Below are 17,974 nucleotides of genomic sequence, written 5' to 3'. Positions count from 1 at the left end.
GCGCCGGCGACTCGACTAGCATGGGGGATGTGACCACGATAAACCACCGCTGTGCCGTACTCGGCAAGCCCATAGCCCACTCATTGTCGCCGGTGCTTCACAATGCCGCATATTGCGCATTGGGCCTTGATGACTGGCGTTATGACAAATACGAAGTGGGCCAGGACGATTTGGCCGCGTTTCTCGACGGTCTCGATCCCTCCTGGGCCGGCCTGAGCCTGACCATGCCCCTGAAAAAAACCATCCAACCATACGGCCGGCCCTGCAATCTGTGGGCGCGGGTGCTTGGGGTCGCCAATACGGCGGTATTCGACTGGTCGCAGTCGGAGGGGGGCGGCGTCCCCCGGATCAGTCTGTTCAACACCGACGTGATCGGCATCCAACTGGCGTTCGAGCATGCGTTGCGTCAGGCGGGCATCGTCACCTCCGACCATCGCAGTCAGCGCGCGGTGATTATCGGCAATGGCAATACCGCGGCCTCCGCGGTGGCCGCCTGCACGATGATGCCGCAAATCGGCCATGTGACGGTCGTCGCCCGCCACCCGCAGCGCAATCCAAGTCTGCAGCCGCTGGCGGAGCGTTTCATTCCCGGTGTCCAGGTATGTGACGTCATCGCGATGGACGACGAGGCCGCGGTTGTCGGCGAGCTTTCCCGGGCGGACAGGGTTGTCAGCACGATCCCCGGGCTCGCCGGAGACGGTGTCGCCGCGATGCTCGGCGACGTCCCGTCGCTGAAGGCCGGCGCCAGTCTGCTGGACGTCGTCTACGATCCTCGTCCCACCAAGTTGATGTCCGCATGGCGGGCGCATGGTGGACTCGCCATCGGCGGCGAGGAGATGCTGCTGTATCAGGCATTGGTCCAAGTGCTGTTGATGACCGGCGAGTGGGATGGCGATCCGCCGTCCGACTGGCAGGCCCGTCTTGGGGATGCCGCCACGGATGACGATGCTCTGGAAATCGCCATGCGCAAGGCTTTGGAGGAGGCTCTGTGATGACTGGATCCGCAATGGACGAGACGCCGATCTCGGCGAATGGGGATGCCGGCGCCCCCGCCGTCCCCGATTCCGAACCAAAACCGGCGCAAGACGTCGAGGTTCTGCTGATTACGGGCATGTCCGGGGCCGGACGGTCCCATGCGGCCGACAGCGTGGAGGACATGGGCTGGTATGTGGTTGACAACCTGCCTCCCAAGCTGCTGATTCCGCTGGTTGACATGATGACGACCTCATCGTCCAAGATCCACAAGCTCGCCGCCGTCATCGACGTGCGCTCCCGTGCGTATTTCGACGATCTGTCGCAGGTTCTGGGCCATTTGGACGATCTCGGGGTGAAAACCCGCGTGCTGTTCCTCGACGCCAGTGACGAGGTGCTGATCAAACGCTATGAGTCGGTCCGTCGTCCGCATCCGCTGCAGCGGGGCGGTCGTCTGATAGACGGCATCGGCAAGGAGCGCGCGTTGCTCGCGCATCTCAAGGAAACCGCCGACATCGTCATCGACACTTCGAATCTGTCGATTCACCAACTGTCCACCAAGCTGTACGAGGGGCTGCTGGGCACCGGTCCCACCACCGTGGCCGTGCATATCTTCAGCTTTGGCTTTAAGTACGGCATCCCGCTGGATGCCGATTTCGTCGCCGATGTGCGGTTCCTGCCCAACCCGTTTTGGGTGCCGCAGCTGCGGGCTCTGACGGGCCTGGACAAGCCGGTGAGCGACTACGTGCTCTCCAGCGCCGGGGCTGGCGAGTTTCTCGACGCCTATGAGAGGGCGATTCTCACCGCGATTCAGGGATACGCCCGCGAGGACAAGCATTTCGTCACCATCGCCATCGGCTGCACCGGGGGGCAGCATCGTTCCGTCGCGATGAGCGCGGAACTGGCGCGACGGCTGCGTGTCCACGGATTGAACGTCACCGTTTCGGCTCGTGAGCTTCACCGTCATCGGTCCATGATCTGAAAGTCGGCCGGCGCGTTTGTCCAACCGATTCGATATCACAGTAAGCCGGTGGTTTTGCGAGAGAGTTTCGCGAAACGCCCCGGTATGAGAGAGAACTCATTAAGTTGTAGGAGGTTGGCTCTTGGCACTGCTCGATGACGTCAAAAGCGAACTTGCCGCGATCGACAGCGAATTGCCTGCAGCGAAGAAGGCGCAGGCCGCCGCGATGATCCGTTTCGGCGGCGGACTTCACCTGATTCAGAAGCACATTGTTGTTGAGGCGCAGTTTGATTCACTTGATGCAGCGAAGTGGTTACAGGACACGATCAAGGACGTGTTTGGGCACGAGTCCGACCTGATCCAGGTTTCCCGCCAGACCCCCGGAGGTGCCGTGCAGCGCTATTCGGTGCGTGTACTGCGCGCGGGCGGCGCATTGGCCCTGCAGACGGGTCTGCTTGATCGTCGCAAGCGTCCGGTGCGTGGCCTGCCGGCCGACATCGTGTCCGGCAACATCGCCCAGATCAAGGCTGCGTGGCGCGGCGCGTTCCTGGCCCATGGCGAATTGTCCGATCCGGGCAAGGCGAGCTATCTGGAGATCATTTGCCCCGGGTCCGAGGCGGCGTTGGCGCTGGTGGGCACGGCGCGACGCCTCGGCATCAACGCCAAGGCCCGTCAGGTTCGTTCCTCCGAACGTGTGACCCTGCGTGATCCCGATGCGATCGAGCGCATGCTCATCCTGCTGGGGGCTCCTCGCGCCGCCCGCGAATGGACCGGCAAGCGTTCCGACGGTGAATCTCGCGGCAAGGCGAACCGACTGGCCAATTTCGACGACGCCAATATGCGGCGCAGCGCCAAGGCGGCCATCGAGGCGAGCGAGAAAGTCACCAAGGCGTTCGAGATTCTTGGCGATGACATCCCCGACAATCTTCGCGCCGCCGGTCAGTTGCGACTCGATCATCGTGACGCCAGTCTTGAGGAACTCGGCCGTCTCGCCGACCCGCCGGTCACCAAGGACGCCATTGCCGGCCGCATTCGCCGGCTGCTGCAACTGGCCGTCAAAGTCGAAAAGCAGCGCGGACAGAACGCCTAGCGCATCAGCCGTTATTTCGAAAAGCCCCGCCCGTGTCGGCGGGGTTTGTTCGTGTTGGCTTGTAATATTTCAAATGGCATAACAAGCCATTCCCTGCATTGTGCAGTACGGAAAGGATATTCATGAAGACACTCAAGGATCTCGGAGATCTTAAGGGCAAGCGCGTTCTGGTCCGCGCCGATTTCAATGTTCCGCTGGACGGCACCACCATTACCGACGACGGCCGCATCAAGGCCGCCCTGCCGACCATCAAGGCGCTGAAGGACGAGGGTGCCAAGGTCATTCTCATGGCCCACCTCGGCCGCCCGAAGGGCAAGGTCGTTCCCGAGCTCTCCCTGGCCCCGGTCGCCGCTCGCCTTGGCGAACTGCTTGGCGTGAACGTGCCGCTGGCCAAGGACACGTATGGCGAGGACGCCCAGGCCAAGGTCGCCGCGATGAATGACGGCGATGTCGTGCTTCTTGAGAACGTGCGTTTCAACCCGGAGGAAACCTCCAAGGACGCCACTGAGCGTTCCGCCTACGCCAAGAAGATCGCCGCCCTCGGCGATGTCTTCGTCTCCGACGGCTTCGGCGTGGTTCACCGCGCCCAGGGCTCCAACTACGACGTTGCCGCCGATCTGCCGGCCGCCGCGGGTCTGCTCGTCGAGAAGGAAGTCAAGGCCCTGTCCAGGGCCACGGTCAACCCGGAGCGTCCGCTGACCGTTGTGCTCGGCGGCTCCAAGGTCTCCGACAAGCTTGGCGTCATCGAGAACCTGCTTGACAAGGCCAACCGTCTGGTCATCGGCGGCGGCATGGTGTTCACCTTCCTCAAGGCCAAGGGCTATGAGGTCGGCACCTCCCTGCTCGAGGAGGATCAGCTCGATACCGTCAAGGGCTACATCGCCACCGCCGAGAAGAACGGCGTTGAGCTGGTGCTGCCCACCGACATCGTGGTGAACCCGACCTTCCCGAAGTCCGATGCCGACGTGAACGCCGAGGTGGTTCCCGCCGACGCCATTCCCGCCGACAAGATGGGTCTTGACATCGGTCCCGATTCCCAGAAGCTGTTCCACGACAAGATCGTCGATTCCAAGACCGTGGTGTGGAACGGCCCGATGGGCGTGTTCGAGGTTTCCGCCTTCGCCGACGGCACCAAGGCCGTGGCCCAGGGCCTGGTGGATGCCACCAAGGGCGGCGCCTTCACCATCGTCGGCGGCGGCGACTCCGCTTCCGCCGTGCGTAACCTCGGCTTCCCCGAGGATGGCTTCTCCCATATCTCCACCGGCGGCGGCGCCTCCCTCGAGTTCCTTGAGGGCAAGGAACTGCCCGGGCTGAAGGTGCTTGACTGATAGTCACGTCATCAATCATCCTGGGCATGGCTTTCGATCTTCAATGATCGACAGTCCGTGCCCAGGATGATTGTTTATGGGCGTTGGACGCATACAGATAGCATACGGTTCGTCATAGCGAGGAGGATCCATGGCGCGTACTCCGTTGGTCGCCGGCAACTGGAAGATGAATTTCGATCATCTCGAAGCCACGTATTTCGTGCAGAAACTTGCATGGATCCTTCGTGATGCGCATTTCGACTTCAGGCGCTGCGAAGTGGCTCTGATGCCGGCGTTCACCGCCCTGCGCAGCGTGCAGGTGCTGGTGGAGGCCGATGATTTGAGGATCCGATACGGCGCCCAGGCGGTGTCCGTGACCTCGCAGGGCGCGTTCACAGGTGATGTCTCCGCCGATATGCTGGCGCAACTTGGGTGCCGGTATGTGATCGTCGGTCATTCCGAGCGCCGCAAGTACCATCCTGAGGATGATGCGAATATCGTCGATCAGGTTCGCGCCGTCCTTGCCGCCGGCATGCAGCCGATTCTTTGCGTGGGGGAGAGCTTCGAAGAACGCAGGCAGGGCATCGAACTAGAGTTCGCCGTTGGCCAGGTTCGCGATGTGACCCGCGACCTATCCGATGAGGACGCCGCCAAGCTCATTGTCGCCTATGAACCGGTATGGGCCATCGGCACCGGCATGGTTGCCACTCCCGATTCCGCGCAGCAGGCGGCTCAGGCCATTCGGCGGGATATTCAGCAGCAGTTTGGCGGCAAGGTCGCCAAAACCATGCGCATTCTGTATGGGGGATCGGTGAATTCCAGCAATGCCCGGCAATTGCTGCAGAGGCCGGATGTGGATGGCTTCCTCGTCGGCGGGGCCTCCCTGGACGTCGAGGAATTCGCCAGGATCTGCCGTCTGACTGAGAAATCGGTGAAGCGCTTCTGAAAACATTCCGTGGCATGCGGAATAATTCGGCATTCTTTCCTTGGCTTGGGGTAGAATGCCAGACAGTATTGAATCGTGGAGGTTATCGTGCTCGCTTTGAAGATCGCGCTTGAGGTCATCGTCGTTATCGCGTCCATTCTGCTTACCCTGCTGATCCTGATGCACAAGGGCAAGGGAGGCGGTCTGTCCGATATGTTCGGCGGCGGCCTGACCCAGAATGCCGGCACCTCCGGTGTGGCCGAGAAGAACCTGAACCGTCTTACCGTGATCGTCGCGCTGATCTGGGTGGCGGTTATCATCGCTCTGGGGCTGCTGGCCAAGTACAATCTCATCTGACTGCAACGTTGTCGCTCAGGCTCATGGCCCACGGCCATGGGCCTTTTCCTATTGGCCATGCACATCGAGCGCCAATGATCATTTCGAACATTTTGAACGCAAAGGACCCAATATGACCGAATCGCAGCCATATCGACTCCTGGTGGCCGATCTTGACGGCACGTTGCTGCATGATGGGGCGACTTTCGAGGAACGTTTTCTCAGCCAGCGTGCCATCGACGTTATGATCAGGGCGCATGATGCCGGCGTGCGGTTCGCGGTCTCCACCGCACGTCCCGTGAGCACCGGCCTGCCCATAGTCGGGAAACTTCCCGTTGACGCCTGCGTGTATCTCAATGGGGCGTTGATCGATTTTGATCCGGCGACCTCCACATATGAGACGCTGACCGCTCCGGGCGCGTTGGATGACGGCAAGACGATCCGCATGGGATTTTCCTCCCGGCGGGCCTGCCAAGTGTGCCGCATGCTGCTTGACCATCTGCCCGCGCTGAAATGCGGCGTCGTCATGGATGACGTGCGCTATACGAATTTCGATGTCGGCGTGTATTGGAAAACCCAGACGTGGCGATACTCGGATTTCACCGACGTGCCCGACGGAACCGCCGACAAGATCATCGTCTTTCCCGATGCCGATCAGTGGGATGCGCTCGGGGCGCTGATTCCCGACGACTTGAGTGTCAGCGTCTCCGAGGGCGTGATGTGGATGCTGATGAATCCGCTGGCCAATAAGGAGCATGCGTTGAGCCTGCTGTGCGAACATCTGCGTATTCCGCTGGCCAATACCGTGGCCTTCGGTGACGATCTCATCGACATCGCCATGCTGCGCCGGGCCGGCAGAGGCGTCGCGGTGGCCAACGCCAATCCGAAGGTATTGAACATCGCCGACGAGATTTGCCCGTCCAACAACGAGGACGGCGTCGCCGAATGGATCGTTTCGCATATACCCGACATGGTTCGCAGTAGTTCAAATTAATATATTGAACTTTGTCCCGCCGTGCTCCTATGCTTTGAACCAGTGGTTGCAAAGAAATTGAACTGGAGATGGTCGGATGGCGAACGAACGGTTTTCACAACGTCTCAGGCAGATCATGGCCGAAAGGGATCTCAAACAGATTGATCTGGTCCATGCGGCAAGCGCCTGGGGTGTTCACGTGGGGAGGTCACATATCAGCCAATATGTCAGCGGCAAAACGGTTCCGCGGCACGAAATAGCGGCTTTTCTCGCCAACTATCTGAATGTCGACGAGCACTGGCTTCTCGATGACGATCCGTCGGACGTCGGGAACGTCGACACTGACCAAGCATCAAACCAACAGTTCAATTCAACACAGGAGCAGAGCGTGGTACGCACATTCGGCAAATCACATAAACTCGACAATGTCCTCTATGACGTTCGTGGACCGGTGGCCGAGGAGGCCGCCCGCATGGAGGCGGCGGGCACGCACATCCTGAAATTGAACATCGGCAACCCGGCTCCCTTTGGCTTCCGCACGCCTGATGAGGTTGTGTATGATATGGCCCAGCAGCTCACCGAGACGGAGGGATACTCGCCGTCCAAAGGGTTGTTCTCGGCCCGCAAGGCGATTATGCAGTATGCGCAGATCAAGAACATTCCCAATGTCAGCATTGACGATATCTACACCGGCAATGGTGTCTCCGAACTGATCAATCTGTCGATGTCCGCGTTGCTGGACAACGGCGACGAGGTGCTGATTCCCTCTCCCGACTATCCGCTGTGGACCGCCTGCGTGAATCTCGCCGGCGGCACCGCCGTGCATTACCTCTGCGATGAGCAGGCCGAATGGTATCCGGATTTGGATGACATGCGCTCGAAAATCACCGATCGCACCAAGGCCATTGTGATCATCAATCCGAACAATCCCACGGGTGCGCTGTATCCCAAGGAACTGCTTGAGCAAATCGTCGAGATAGCTCGCGAGCACCAACTCATCATCTTCTCCGACGAGATCTATGATCGCCTGGTGATGGATGGCTTGGAGCATGTCTCCATCGCCTCGCTGGCCCCCGACCTGTTCTGCGTGACGTTCTCCGGCCTGTCGAAGTCCCATATGATCGCCGGCTACCGCGTGGGCTGGATGGTTCTTTCCGGTAACAAGCGCATCGCCAAGGATTATATCGAGGGCCTCAACATGCTGGCCAATATGCGCATGTGCTCGAATGTGCCCGCCCAATCGATTGTGCAGACGGCTCTCGGCGGGCATCAGAGCGTGAGGGACTACATCGTTCCCGGCGGGCGCGTGCACGATCAGCGTGACTTCGTCTACGAGGCGTTGAACGACATCCCGGGCATCACCGCGGTCAAGCCCAAGGCGGCGTTCTATATCTTCCCGAAGATTGACGTGCAGAAGTTCAACATCCATTCGGATGAGCAGTTCGCGCTTGATCTGCTGCACGACAAGCATATTCTCATCAGCCATGGCGGCGCGTTCAACTGGGGCAAGCCCGACCACTTCCGCGTGGTGTATCTGCCTCGCATGGGCATGCTGCGGGAGACCATGGGTCAGATCGCCGACTTCTTCTCCACCTATCATCAGATCTGACGGTCGTTAAACCCGTCGTTAAACCCGATGGAGGGGCGGATGGCGGCGTTTTTTCCGGCCATGGGCAGGTAACCTGTCATCCGCCCTCCCGACGGACGGAGCCCTGGATCATATGCGATTCCAGGGCCCCGCAGGCGTGCGCGGCGTCGTGACGTGTTGCCCCGCCACTATGCCGTCACTTATATATTTGTGCGAATTCAGCCGTTGACGCGATCGATGCCGGACTGCACGTCGGCGATCACGGAATCCCAAGAGGCGATGAACTTGGCAACGCCATCAGCCTCAAGCTGGTCGGTGACATCCTTGATGTTGATGCCCAGCTTGGCGAGCTCGTCCATGATCTTGTGAGATTCCTCGTAGGTGCCCTCGATGGACGGAGCGCCATCGCCGTGATCGGCCAGGGCGTTCAGGGTCTTCTCCGGCATGGTGTTGACGACGAACGGGGCGACCAGCTCGTCGACGTACTTGCAATCGGAGTAGGCGGCGTTCTTGGTGCCGGTGGAGGCCCACAGCGGACGCTGCTTCTTGGCGCCCTTGGCCTCCAGAGCCTTCCACTCCTCGGACTCGGCGAACTTCTTCTCGAAGAGTTCGTACGCGAGGCGAGCGTTGGCGACGGCGGCCTTGCCCTCGAGGGCCTTGGCCTCATCGGAGCCGTTGGCTTCCAGCAGCTTGTCCACGGCGGTATCCACGCGGGACACGAAGAAGGAGGCGACGGAGCCGATGTGCTTGAGGTCGTGGCCGTTGGCGTCGGCCTGCTTGATGCCCTCGATGAAGGCGTCGATGACCTGCTCATAGCGTTCGAGGGAGAAGATCAGCGTGACGTTGACGGAGATGCCTTTGGCGAGCGTGGCGGTGATAGCCGGCAGACCTTCGAGAGTCGCCGGGATCTTGATCATGGCGTTCGGGCGGTTGACCTTTTCCCACAGCTCCACGGCCTGCTTTTCGGTGGCTTCGGTCTCATGGGCGAGGCGGGGATCGACCTCGATGGAGACGCGGCCGTCGACGAAATCGGTCTTCTCTGCGATTTCACGGAAGATGTCGGTGGCGTTGCGCACATCGGTGGTGGTGAGCTCGCGGATGGCGGTTTCGACATCGACCTTGCCGAGCTCCTTGAGCTGGGCGTCGTACGGGCCGACCTGGCTCAGGGCCTTCTGGAAGATGGACGGGTTGGTGGTCACACCGACAACGTTCTTGTTGGCGATGAGATCCTGCAGGGAGCCGGACTCGATACGGGTGCGGGACAGGTCGTCCAGCCAGATCGAGACGCCGGAGTCGGACGTACGCTGAGTTGCTTCAGTCATTGATTATCTCCTTATATTCCTGTATGGGAACAAATCCTGTTGTGTGGTTGGACCGGGATGGGAGGGGCGGTCCGTCTCCTCCCATCCCGGTGGTCGGTCACTTGGAGGCTGCCACTTCCGCGATGGAGGCCTTGGCGGCTTCGACCACGTGCTCGGCGGTGATGCCGAGATCCTTCAGGTTCTGAGAGCCGTCGCCCTGCAGGCCGAACTGCTCGATGGACACGGGCTTGCCATAGGAGCCGAGGTACTTGTACCACGGCATGGCCACGCCGGCCTCGACGGAGACGCGAGCCTGGACGCCGGCGGGAAGCACGGCCTCCTTGTACTCGGCGTCCTGCTCCTCGAACCATTCCATGGACGGAACGGACACGACGCGGGCCTTGACGCCTTCGCCGGCCAGGGTCGTGGCGGCGGAGACGGCCAGCTGGACTTCGGAGCCGGAAGCCATGAGGATCACATCCGGGGTGCCCTCGGTGTCGACGAGCACGTAGGCGCCCTTCTTGACGCCGTCCTTGGCCCTGGCCGCGGTCTCGGCCAGCACCGGCACGCCCTGGCGTGTCAACACCATGGCCGACGGCAGCGTGTTCTTCTTTTCGAAGAAGTAGCGGTACGCCTCGGCGGTTTCGTAGGCGTCGGCCGGTCGAATCACTTCGAGCTGCGGCATGGCTCGGAAGGCCGCGAGGTGCTCGATCGGCTGATGGGTCGGGCCGTCCTCGCCCACGGCCACGGAGTCGTGGGACCAGATGTAGAGGTTCGGGATCTGCATCAGGGCCGCCAGACGAACGGCGGAGCGTTCGTAGTCGGAGAACATGAAGAAGGTGCCGCCGTACGGACGGGTGTGGGAGCCGAGGAGGATGCCGTTGGTGATGCAGCCCATCGTGAACTCACGCACGCCGAAGTGCAGCTGACGGCCGAACTCGTTGCATACCGGCCACTGCTTGGTGGAGCACTCGGCGGGGGCGAAGGTGGCGGCTCCCTTGAGGTCGGTCTTGTTGGAGCCACCGAGGTCGGCGGAGCCGCCCCACAGTTCGGGCATTACGGCGGCGATGGCGTTGAGCACGGAGCCGGAGGCGCCGCGGGTGGCGACACCCTTGCCCACCTCGAAGGTGGCCTCGAGATCGTCGATGGCCTTGTCGAAGCCCTCGGGCAGCTTGCCTTCCTTGAGACGGTCGTACAGGGCGGCCTTGTCCGGGTTGGCCTTGCGCCAGGCGTCGAACTTCTCGTCCCAGGCCTTGTGGGCCTCGAGGCCACGCTCGGCGACCTTGCGGGCGTGGGCGAGGGCCTCTTCGTCAACGTGGAAGGACTCTTCGGGATCATAGCCGAGCACCTTCTTGAGGCCGGCGACGGCCTCGGCGCCCAGCTTGGAGCCGTGGGAGGACGGATCGTTGGTCTTGCCCGGGGTCGGCCATGCGATGAGGGTGTGGACCTTGATGATCTTCGGCTGATCGGGGGCGGCGGCCTCGGCCTTGGCGATCACGTCGGCCAGGCCCTCGACGTCCTCCTTGTAGGAGCCGTCTGGCTGGATGAAGCTGAATTCGTCGGTGTACCAGCCGTAGGCCTGGAAGCGCTTGAGCACGTCCTCGGCCAGCACCAGGTTGGTGTCGCCTTCGATCTGGATGCGGTTGGCGTCGAAGATCACGGTGAGATTGCCGAGCTTCTGGTTGGCTGCCAGCGAGGCGGCTTCGCCGGAGATGCCCTCTTCGATGTCGCCTTCGCCGCAGATGGCCCAGATCTTGTGGTAGAAGGGGGATTCTTCCTTCGGGGTGTTCGGGTCAAGCAGTCCGCGCTGGAAACGCTCGCCGTAGGCGAAGCCGATGGCGGAGGCGAAGCCCTGGCCCAGCGGGCCGGTGGTCATTTCGATGCCCGGGGTCAGACCGTACTCGGGGTGGCCCGGCGTGCGGGTGTCGGCGCCGCCGCGGAAGTGCTTGAGATCGTCCAGGGTCAGACCGTAGCCGGAGAAATACAGCTGGACGTACTGAGTCAGCGATGCGTGGCCGCCGGAAAGAATGAAGCGATCGCGGCCCTCCCACTTGGGATCGTTCGGATCGTGCTTGATGAAGTGCTGGTACAGGGTGTAGGCAATGGGTGCCAGCGAGACGGGGGAACCGGGGTGTCCGGAGCCAGCCTTCTCGACCGCATCAGCCGAGAGGACTTTGGCCATTTTGATGGCGCGCTCGTCCAGTTCGGTTTCCTTGAATTCGGTCATAATTGCTAATTTCCTTCCAATAATTCGGGCCGCATGGCTTGATGTAATCGTGCCGTGGTTTGCCTTCACATTGCCCTTTCATGCTAAACGCCAAGCACGACACAAACGCGCATTTTTGGAGTGTTTTGTGCGAATTTGTTCTTTCTACTTTCCGTGAGCGTTAACAATCCCACAGCGTTGTCCGCTAATCGCTCAGCTGACAACGAAAGAGGACGGTTCGATTAGCAGTCGACACGGAGGAGTGCTAATACAATACGTACATGCACCAACAGCGATGAACCAACCACAATGCAAAAGGAGGCGCGTATGACCAATACCAGACGGATGCTCGTGCTGCGCGCCGTCGTGGAGGATTACATTCGCTCGCAGGAGCCCGTGGGTTCGTCCTCCGTCACCCGCGACCACAAACTCGGAGTCAGCTCCGCCACCGTGCGCAACGATATGGCCGCACTGGAGGATGAGGGGTATCTCATTCAGCCGCACACCTCGGCCGGCCGCGTTCCCACCGAAAAGGGATATCGGTATTTCGTTGACAAGCTCGCCACCGTCATGCCGTTGTCCGCGGCCCAGCGGAGGGGAATCGACGCATTCCTCTCCGGTTCGGTCAGTCTGGAGGACACATTGCAGCGGGCCGCCCGACTGCTGTCGAAAATCACGGGGCAGGTCGCCGTGGTGGCGTCGCCTTCGCTGGCCCGGTCCTCACTGCGCAGACTGGAGTTGGTGCGTCTCGCCCCGAGCGCGTTGCTGGTCGTCGTCATCGCCGACACCGGACGGGTCGCGCAGCGGACGGTCGCCTTGGACGAGGACACGTCGACCGACGACATCGCCGGCCTCGGCGCGGTCGTCAACGAGGAGTGCCAGGGCGCCGCTCTGACTCAGGTCGGCGAATACCTCCTGACCCTGGGGCGAAGTCCGCGATTCCTCGCGATGGATCCGCTGATCCAGTCGCTGGCGCAGGTGTTCTCCGACATGGCCACGCAGGAGCAGTCCAGCAGTCTCTACATGGCCGGCGCGTCGAAGCTCGCTCAACAGCCCACCGTCCGCATTGCCGATCTCGCCCCGCTGTTCGACGCCTTGGAGGAGCAGGTGGTGTTGATGAAGCTGATGAGCTCGCTCAGCGAAGTCGCCCAATCGCATGGCGTTTCCGTGGCAATCGGCTCCGAAACGCACACGCCCGGGCTGCTGCACGCCTCCGTGGTCACCTCCGGCTATGGCCGGAGCGCCGCCCGGCATGCAGGGGGAACGGATGAGGCCGGTCGCGACGAGGCGAATGAGCCGATCGCCTTCGTCGGGTCGATCGGTCCGACCCATATGGACTATGCCACAACCATGGCCGCCGTCAGCGCTGTGGCACGATACCTCACCGGATTCATGAACCGTGAAGAGTACGGCGATCGGCAGAATCGTCAATCGGCGGGCTGACCGCCATCTGTGGCACAATGTCAGCGAGTCAACGAACAGAAAGAGAACCAGTGGCAGACTATTACGAGGTTCTGGGCGTGGAACGCACGGCCAGTGATGAGGAGATCAAAAAGGCTTACCGCAAGATGAGCCGTAAATACCATCCCGACATCGCCGGACCGGAATTCGAGGACAAGTTCAAAGAGGTCAACGCGGCCTACGAGGTGCTGTCGGATCCGAAGAAGCGCCAGATGTACGATCAGGGCGTTGATCCCAATAATCCGCAGGCCTCCGCCGGATTCGGCGGCGCCTCGCCATTCGGTGACATGGGGGACATTTTCGGCCAGTTCTTCGGTGGCGGTTTCGGCGGCTCGTCCCAGGGACCCATTCCCCGTACGCAGCCCGGCCGCGATGCGCTGGCCAGCGTGACCATCGATTTGAAGACCGCCGTGTTCGGCGGCGTGGCCCACACCGACATCACCACCTTCTCGCTGTGTCAGGATTGCGGCGGCTCCGGAGCTCAGTCCGGTTCCCAGCCGGTCACCTGTCCGGACTGCCATGGCCAGGGATTCAGGCAGAAGGTCGTGCGCACCATGCTCGGCCAGATGATGACCTCCGCACCATGCGAGCGGTGCGAGGGTCATGGCACGATCATCGAAAAGCCGTGCCCCGGCTGCATGGGCCATGGTCGTGTGCGCACCAAGCGCTCGGTGGGCGTGAACATTCCCGCAGGCATCCGCGACGAATCACGTCTGCGTCTGGCCTCCCAGGGTGAAGTGGGCGAAGGTGGCGGCGCCGCAGGCGACCTGTATATCGACGTGCGGATCAAGGCCGACAAGCAGTACACGCGCGACGGCGACGATCTGCACTGCTGGATCCAGGTACCCATGAGCTGGGCGGTGCTGGGACACGAACTGACCATCGACACCTTTGACGGGCCGCAAACCATCGAGATTCCCGCGGGGTGCCAGCCGGAAGACACGGTTGCGGTCAAGGGCCTCGGCGTCACCAAGCTGCGCACTCAGGAGCGCGGCGACTTGGTGGCCCATATCGCGGTGCATATCCCCACCAAGCTGAACGACCGCGAACGTGATCTGATCAATCAGTTCGGCCAGCTGCACGACGCCAACGCCGATCATGTGTCGCAAAGCTCGAAGCCCCGCAATCCATCCGGCCGCAAAGGCTTCTTCTCCAAGCTCAAGGATGCGTTGAGCTGAGGCCTCCGAGGCCGCCAGACAGGAACGCCGAAGGTTTCAGCTCACCCCAACAGACTGCGGCACATGTCGCGGTATTCGCTGACATAGCCGCCGCCGAAGAACACGCAGTGGCCGGCGATGGGGTAGAGCTGCCAGAGGGTGATGCGGTCGCCGAATCCCTTTCTGAGCGGATGGACGGATTCGTACCCCTCGTAGATGCTGTTCAGATAGCTCATGCCGAACAGGTGCAGCATGGCGAGATCCTCCTCGCGATGACCGCCGTGCGCCGCGGGGTCGATGAGAACGGCTTCGGTCTCGCCGCCGTCGCCGCGCGTCCACATCACATTGCCGCTCCACAAATCACCATGGACGCGGGCGGGTTTGTCGTCGGCCGCCGAGCCGAGGATGTCCGGCATGGCGTCGATCACGCGTTGCGTCAGTTCCATGTCGGATTGGTTCAACGCCCCGCGGCGAATTCCCAGTTGGACCATGGGGACGAGCCGCCCCTCGGCGTAATAGGTGATCGGATCGTCCCAGTCGCCGGTGTCCATGGGAACCGGATCCTGCAGCGGTCCGAAGTAGCAGGTGCCGGTGTACCCGTCCGGCGCGGAACCGAAATGGGCGGCGCCTGTGTCATGCATGCGCGCCAGCGAGGCGCCGAATCGGTATGCCGCCGCCGCCGTGGGGGAGATTGCGTCGACGCGTTCTATGTCGAGGTATCCGTCGCCCCATCCATACACATCCACCACGCGCGGTCCTCCCTGGGCCTGTGCCGCCCCCAACCAGGCAAGCCCCTTGCCTTCGCATTCGAAGAATCCACGAGGCGCGAATGCGCGCTGTTTGCGATAGACGGCCATTGCTCTGCTCCTTCGGACGGCCAGCCGGTTGATGCCGCGAAACCGCGCGTTCGCGGAGGATCGTCAGCCGCTGCCCCACCTGTACTGTATATCGGTTTGTGATTGTATCGTGTTTCTCCCGCGCATTGTTCCCCGTGTATCGCTAGTCTTAGACGCGGATACATTCCATCAGGCTAGAAGTAGGGGTTATGAATTTCTTCCAGGCAATCATTATGGGTCTCGTGCAGGCGCTGACCGAGTATCTGCCGGTTTCGTCCAGCGCCCATATTCGCATTATCGGCGATCTGATGATCGGCTCCGATCCGGGGGCCGCGTTCACCGCGATCATACAGATCGGCACCGAGCTGGCGGTGCTGCTGTACTTCCGCCATGACATCATCCGCATTCTCGGCGCATGGTTCGGCTCGCTGTTCGGCAAGGAGGGCAAGGATCTCAGGTCCCGCCTTGGCGCACACAACCGCGACACCCAACTGGGCTGGTTCATCATCATCGGCACACTGCCGATCCTTGTCGCCGGACTGCTGTTCAAGGACATGATCGAAACCACCTTGCGCAACCTGTGGATCACCGTCACCGTGCTCATTGTGTTCGGCGTGCTGCTGTGGTTCTTCGACTCGCGCGCCAAGCAGATCAAAACCATGAACCAGATGACCGTCAAGGACGCCGTGGTATTCGGCATCGGCCAGATGCTCGCGCTGATTCCCGGCGTCTCCCGCTCCGGAGGCACCATCACCTTTGGCCGCGCCATGGGCTACACGCGTGAGGCGGCGGTGCGGGTCGCCTTTCTGATGGCCATCCCCGCCGTGTTCGGCGCGGGCATCCTTGAAACCGTGTCGGCCATTCGGGACGTCAGCGCCTGCTCCGCCAACCCCGACCCCGCCTCCGCCGCATGTGTCGGCGCCGGCGCCTTCCCGGGGTGGGGCGTCACCATCGCGGCCGGCGTGGTGAGCTTTGTGGTCGGCTACATCGTCATCATCGGTTTTCTGAAGTTCGTCTCCACGTTCTCCTACAAGGCGTTCGCCATCTACCGCATTGTCATCGCGGTGATCGTCGCCATATTGCTCATCACAGGCGTGCTGCCGCCTTTGGAGGCCTCCGCCGCCGTGGCCTAGCGTGTGCAGCGGTGAAGAAATCAAGCTGAGGGGGCTGACGGAACGGACTTCCGTCAGCCCCCTTTGTCCGTCGTGCGAACCGGAGGATCCCGGCGGTCCGAACCCAATCGACCCTTCGGTCGGGATTGGCTAATCGCCGTCTATGTCGCGCAGGAACGCCTCCGCCTCCTGGGCGATGTCGGTTGACGACTCTTCCGCCTTGGCGTCCGCCTCGAGCTCCAGATGATGCACGTAATCCGCCAGATCGTCGTTGCAGCGGGTCAGCAGGGTGGCCTGCGCCTTCCACTGGGCGGCGCGTCGAGGCAGGTCGCCCTCCCCGAGGTCCACGCCAATCAGCTTCGAAAGGCGTCTCAGCAATGTCAGGGTGGCCTGCGCGCATTCCTCGCCATTCAGGTATTGCGGAATCGACACCCACATCGACGTGGTGTCGAAGTCATGGTCGCGAGCCACCTGATCCAGCACCGTGGGGATGCCTATGGGGCCGGTGTAGGCGTCTGCGCCATCCGTCATGGTCTCATATCCATCGGTGGTAACGTCGACGGGCAGCGGACGGGTGTGCGGACAATCCGCGAACATGGATCCTATGGCGACGATTGAGTCCACATCGCATTCCTCGGCGATGCGCAGGCTGCGATGGCAGAATTCCAGCCATCGGTAGTTCGGCTCGGGCCCCATCTCCACCAGAAGGTCGTGGTCGTCGTCCACCGTGATCCGATAGAAGGTCGTCTCCGGCCATACGATGCTTCGGCGCCCATTGGCGGCGCAGAGCATGGGGCGCGACGTCTGGTAGTCGTAAAAACCGGCGCAGCAGATCTTGCCCACCTCATGGGACTCATAGGTGCTGATGAGATGTCGGATCAGGTTCGTGGCTGCCTGGCAGGCATCGTTCCATCCCGCGAAAGCGCTGATCATCACGCGGGTGGGTTTCGTCATCGGTTCTTCTTCGCTCACATGTCCAGAGTAACTGCCGTGCCGCGCGGATGGACGTCAGTAAGCTTTGGGCGTGAGAATGGCGTGATTCCACCGCGACACGCTGATATTTGCAAATGACACGGATGTGAGTATAGTAATCACTCGTGCTCAGGCAGCAAGGAAAACCTTGAGGCTTGAAGACATGCGGACATAGCTTAGTTGGTAAAGCGCAACCTTGCCAAGGTTGAGACCGCGGGTTCGAGTCCCGTTGTCCGCTCTAGGTCCGACGAGTTGACAGACCTTACGGTGGGTTAGCCAAGCGGTTAGGCAGCGGCCTGCAAAGCCGTATAGACGAGTTCGACTCTCGTACCCACCTCTCAGAAGGCCGGAGTAATCCGGTCGGCTGAGACGCAGACCCGGGCGGTTGGCGCAGAGGTAGCGCACTTCCCTGACACGGAAGGGGTCACAAGTTCGAATCTTGTATCGCCCACTCAAGCCGGAGCAATCCGGCTTCATAATTGAATAACCGATGCATTTCGGGCGATTGGCGCAGCGGCTAGCGCACTTCGTTCACACCGAAGGGGTCGTAGGTTCGATTCCTACATCGCCCACTGGATGTCCGCTTCTCACGGCGGAGGTCCTTTGCGGACATAGCTTAGTTGGTAAAGCGCAACCTTGCCAAGGTTGAGACCGCGGGTTCGAGTCCCGTTGTCCGCTCCATTCAAACCCCGCTCAATGAGCGGGGTTTTGTTTTCTCTACTTCCTGCCTCCATATGGTGGTCTTTTCGGCTACATACCAAGCAGCAGCGAAAAGCC

The 17,974-nt window shown here is 61.5% G+C and carries 15 protein-coding genes and 5 tRNA genes; 16 read left to right on the top strand and 4 right to left on the bottom strand.

Annotated features, from left to right (window positions below; genetic code table 11):
- Positions 1–20: 20 nt before the first annotated feature.
- From B2994_RS05780 to B2994_RS05745, 8 genes are all read left to right on the top strand, one after another.
- Positions 21–992 carry a shikimate dehydrogenase family protein gene (locus tag B2994_RS05780; protein WP_291527416.1) on the top strand — a complete coding sequence of 324 codons (972 nt, stop codon included), beginning with the start codon at positions 21–23 and terminating at the stop codon, positions 990–992.
- Positions 993–1,006: 14 nt separating this feature from the next.
- On the top strand, positions 1,007–1,954 hold the full coding sequence (gene rapZ, locus B2994_RS05775) for an RNase adapter RapZ (RefSeq protein ID WP_291527488.1): 948 nt from the start codon (positions 1,007–1,009) through the stop codon (positions 1,952–1,954).
- Positions 1,955–2,075: 121 nt separating this feature from the next.
- Positions 2,076–3,023 carry a DNA-binding protein WhiA gene (gene whiA, locus B2994_RS05770; protein ID WP_291527415.1) on the top strand — a complete coding sequence of 316 codons (948 nt, stop codon included), beginning with the start codon at positions 2,076–2,078 and terminating at the stop codon, positions 3,021–3,023.
- 122 nt (positions 3,024–3,145) lie between these two features.
- Positions 3,146–4,351: a phosphoglycerate kinase gene (locus tag B2994_RS05765; protein WP_291527414.1), complete on the top strand. Its 1,206-nt coding sequence runs from the start codon at positions 3,146–3,148 to the stop codon at positions 4,349–4,351.
- Between the two features lie 130 nt (positions 4,352–4,481).
- Positions 4,482–5,276, top strand: coding sequence for a triose-phosphate isomerase (gene tpiA / locus B2994_RS05760; protein WP_291527413.1), 795 nt, complete (start codon positions 4,482–4,484; stop codon positions 5,274–5,276).
- An 87-nt stretch (positions 5,277–5,363) separates the two neighbouring features.
- Positions 5,364–5,612: a preprotein translocase subunit SecG gene (gene secG / locus B2994_RS05755; protein WP_291527412.1), complete on the top strand. Its 249-nt coding sequence runs from the start codon at positions 5,364–5,366 to the stop codon at positions 5,610–5,612.
- 112 nt (positions 5,613–5,724) lie between these two features.
- Entirely contained in the window at positions 5,725–6,585 is an 861-nt protein-coding gene (locus tag B2994_RS05750) for an HAD family hydrolase (RefSeq protein ID WP_291527411.1), read from the top strand.
- Between the two features lie 115 nt (positions 6,586–6,700).
- Complete coding sequence (locus B2994_RS05745) at positions 6,701–8,173, top strand: aminotransferase class I/II-fold pyridoxal phosphate-dependent enzyme (protein WP_414630649.1); 1,473 nt, start codon at positions 6,701–6,703, stop codon at positions 8,171–8,173.
- A 197-nt stretch (positions 8,174–8,370) separates the two neighbouring features.
- Here the strand turns inward: B2994_RS05745 and tal are convergent, their stop codons facing one another.
- Positions 8,371–9,474 (bottom strand): transaldolase, encoded by a 1,104-nt coding sequence (tal, locus tag B2994_RS05740; RefSeq protein ID WP_291527409.1) that lies wholly within the window; start codon positions 9,472–9,474, stop codon positions 8,371–8,373.
- Positions 9,475–9,571: 97 nt separating this feature from the next.
- Positions 9,572–11,680 carry a transketolase gene (gene tkt / locus B2994_RS05735; protein ID WP_291527408.1) on the bottom strand — a complete coding sequence of 703 codons (2,109 nt, stop codon included), beginning with the start codon at positions 11,678–11,680 and terminating at the stop codon, positions 9,572–9,574.
- Positions 11,681–11,986: 306 nt separating this feature from the next.
- Here tkt and hrcA point away from each other — a divergent pair, with 306 nt between their 5' ends.
- Together hrcA and dnaJ are read left to right on the top strand one after the other, a co-directional pair.
- A complete protein-coding gene (gene hrcA, locus B2994_RS05730; RefSeq protein ID WP_291527407.1) occupies positions 11,987–13,102 on the top strand; it encodes a heat-inducible transcriptional repressor HrcA in 1,116 nt (371 codons plus the stop codon).
- Between the two features lie 50 nt (positions 13,103–13,152).
- The gene (dnaJ, locus tag B2994_RS05725; protein ID WP_291527406.1) at positions 13,153–14,298 is read left to right on the top strand and encodes a molecular chaperone DnaJ; all 1,146 of its coding nucleotides are present in this window, start codon (positions 13,153–13,155) and stop codon (positions 14,296–14,298) included.
- 41 nt (positions 14,299–14,339) lie between these two features.
- Here the strand turns inward: dnaJ and B2994_RS05720 are convergent, their stop codons facing one another.
- Positions 14,340–15,134: a fructosamine kinase family protein gene (locus tag B2994_RS05720; RefSeq protein WP_291527405.1), complete on the bottom strand. Its 795-nt coding sequence runs from the start codon at positions 15,132–15,134 to the stop codon at positions 14,340–14,342.
- A 188-nt stretch (positions 15,135–15,322) separates the two neighbouring features.
- Between B2994_RS05720 and B2994_RS05715 the strand changes: the two genes are divergently transcribed.
- Positions 15,323–16,246 carry an undecaprenyl-diphosphate phosphatase gene (locus B2994_RS05715; RefSeq protein ID WP_291527404.1) on the top strand — a complete coding sequence of 308 codons (924 nt, stop codon included), beginning with the start codon at positions 15,323–15,325 and terminating at the stop codon, positions 16,244–16,246.
- Positions 16,247–16,375: 129 nt separating this feature from the next.
- Here the strand turns inward: B2994_RS05715 and B2994_RS05710 are convergent, their stop codons facing one another.
- Positions 16,376–17,158 (bottom strand): PAC2 family protein, encoded by a 783-nt coding sequence (locus B2994_RS05710; RefSeq protein ID WP_291527487.1) that lies wholly within the window; start codon positions 17,156–17,158, stop codon positions 16,376–16,378.
- A 204-nt stretch (positions 17,159–17,362) separates the two neighbouring features.
- On the opposite strand from B2994_RS05710, the gene B2994_RS05705 reads away from it, so the two are divergent.
- From B2994_RS05705 to B2994_RS05685, 5 genes are all read left to right on the top strand, one after another.
- Positions 17,363–17,435: transfer RNA gene (locus B2994_RS05705), tRNA-Gly, on the top strand.
- Positions 17,436–17,463: 28 nt separating this feature from the next.
- Positions 17,464–17,534 (top strand) — tRNA-Cys (locus B2994_RS05700).
- Between the two features lie 42 nt (positions 17,535–17,576).
- Positions 17,577–17,648: transfer RNA gene (locus B2994_RS05695), tRNA-Val, on the top strand.
- 48 nt (positions 17,649–17,696) lie between these two features.
- A tRNA-Val gene (locus B2994_RS05690) sits at positions 17,697–17,769 on the top strand.
- Between the two features lie 33 nt (positions 17,770–17,802).
- Positions 17,803–17,878, top strand: a tRNA-Gly gene (locus B2994_RS05685).
- Positions 17,879–17,974: the final 96 nt, after the last annotated feature.

This window comes from Bifidobacterium sp. UBA744, from assembly GCA_002298605.1.
GTDB lineage: Bacteria > Actinomycetota > Actinomycetes > Actinomycetales > Bifidobacteriaceae > Bifidobacterium.
Note: the sequence above shows the minus strand (reverse complement) of the source record. Positions and strands in the feature narration are given on the sequence as shown.

Coding starts and splice junctions, on each gene's coding strand:
- B2994_RS05780 (WP_291527416.1), top strand. CDS start 21: ATGGGGGATGTGACCACGATAAACCACCGCTGTGCCGTACTCGGCAAG.
- rapZ (WP_291527488.1), top strand. CDS start 1,007: ATGGACGAGACGCCGATCTCGGCGAATGGGGATGCCGGCGCCCCCGCC.
- B2994_RS05765 (WP_291527414.1), top strand. CDS start 3,146: ATGAAGACACTCAAGGATCTCGGAGATCTTAAGGGCAAGCGCGTTCTG.
- tpiA (WP_291527413.1), top strand. CDS start 4,482: ATGGCGCGTACTCCGTTGGTCGCCGGCAACTGGAAGATGAATTTCGAT.
- B2994_RS05750 (WP_291527411.1), top strand. CDS start 5,725: ATGACCGAATCGCAGCCATATCGACTCCTGGTGGCCGATCTTGACGGC.
- B2994_RS05745 (WP_414630649.1), top strand. CDS start 6,701: ATGGCCGAAAGGGATCTCAAACAGATTGATCTGGTCCATGCGGCAAGC.
- tal (WP_291527409.1), bottom strand. CDS start 9,474: ATGACTGAAGCAACTCAGCGTACGTCCGACTCCGGCGTCTCGATCTGG.
- tkt (WP_291527408.1), bottom strand. CDS start 11,680: ATGACCGAATTCAAGGAAACCGAACTGGACGAGCGCGCCATCAAAATG.
- hrcA (WP_291527407.1), top strand. CDS start 11,987: ATGACCAATACCAGACGGATGCTCGTGCTGCGCGCCGTCGTGGAGGAT.
- B2994_RS05720 (WP_291527405.1), bottom strand. CDS start 15,134: ATGGCCGTCTATCGCAAACAGCGCGCATTCGCGCCTCGTGGATTCTTC.
- B2994_RS05715 (WP_291527404.1), top strand. CDS start 15,323: ATGAATTTCTTCCAGGCAATCATTATGGGTCTCGTGCAGGCGCTGACC.
- B2994_RS05710 (WP_291527487.1), bottom strand. CDS start 17,158: ATGATCAGCGCTTTCGCGGGATGGAACGATGCCTGCCAGGCAGCCACG.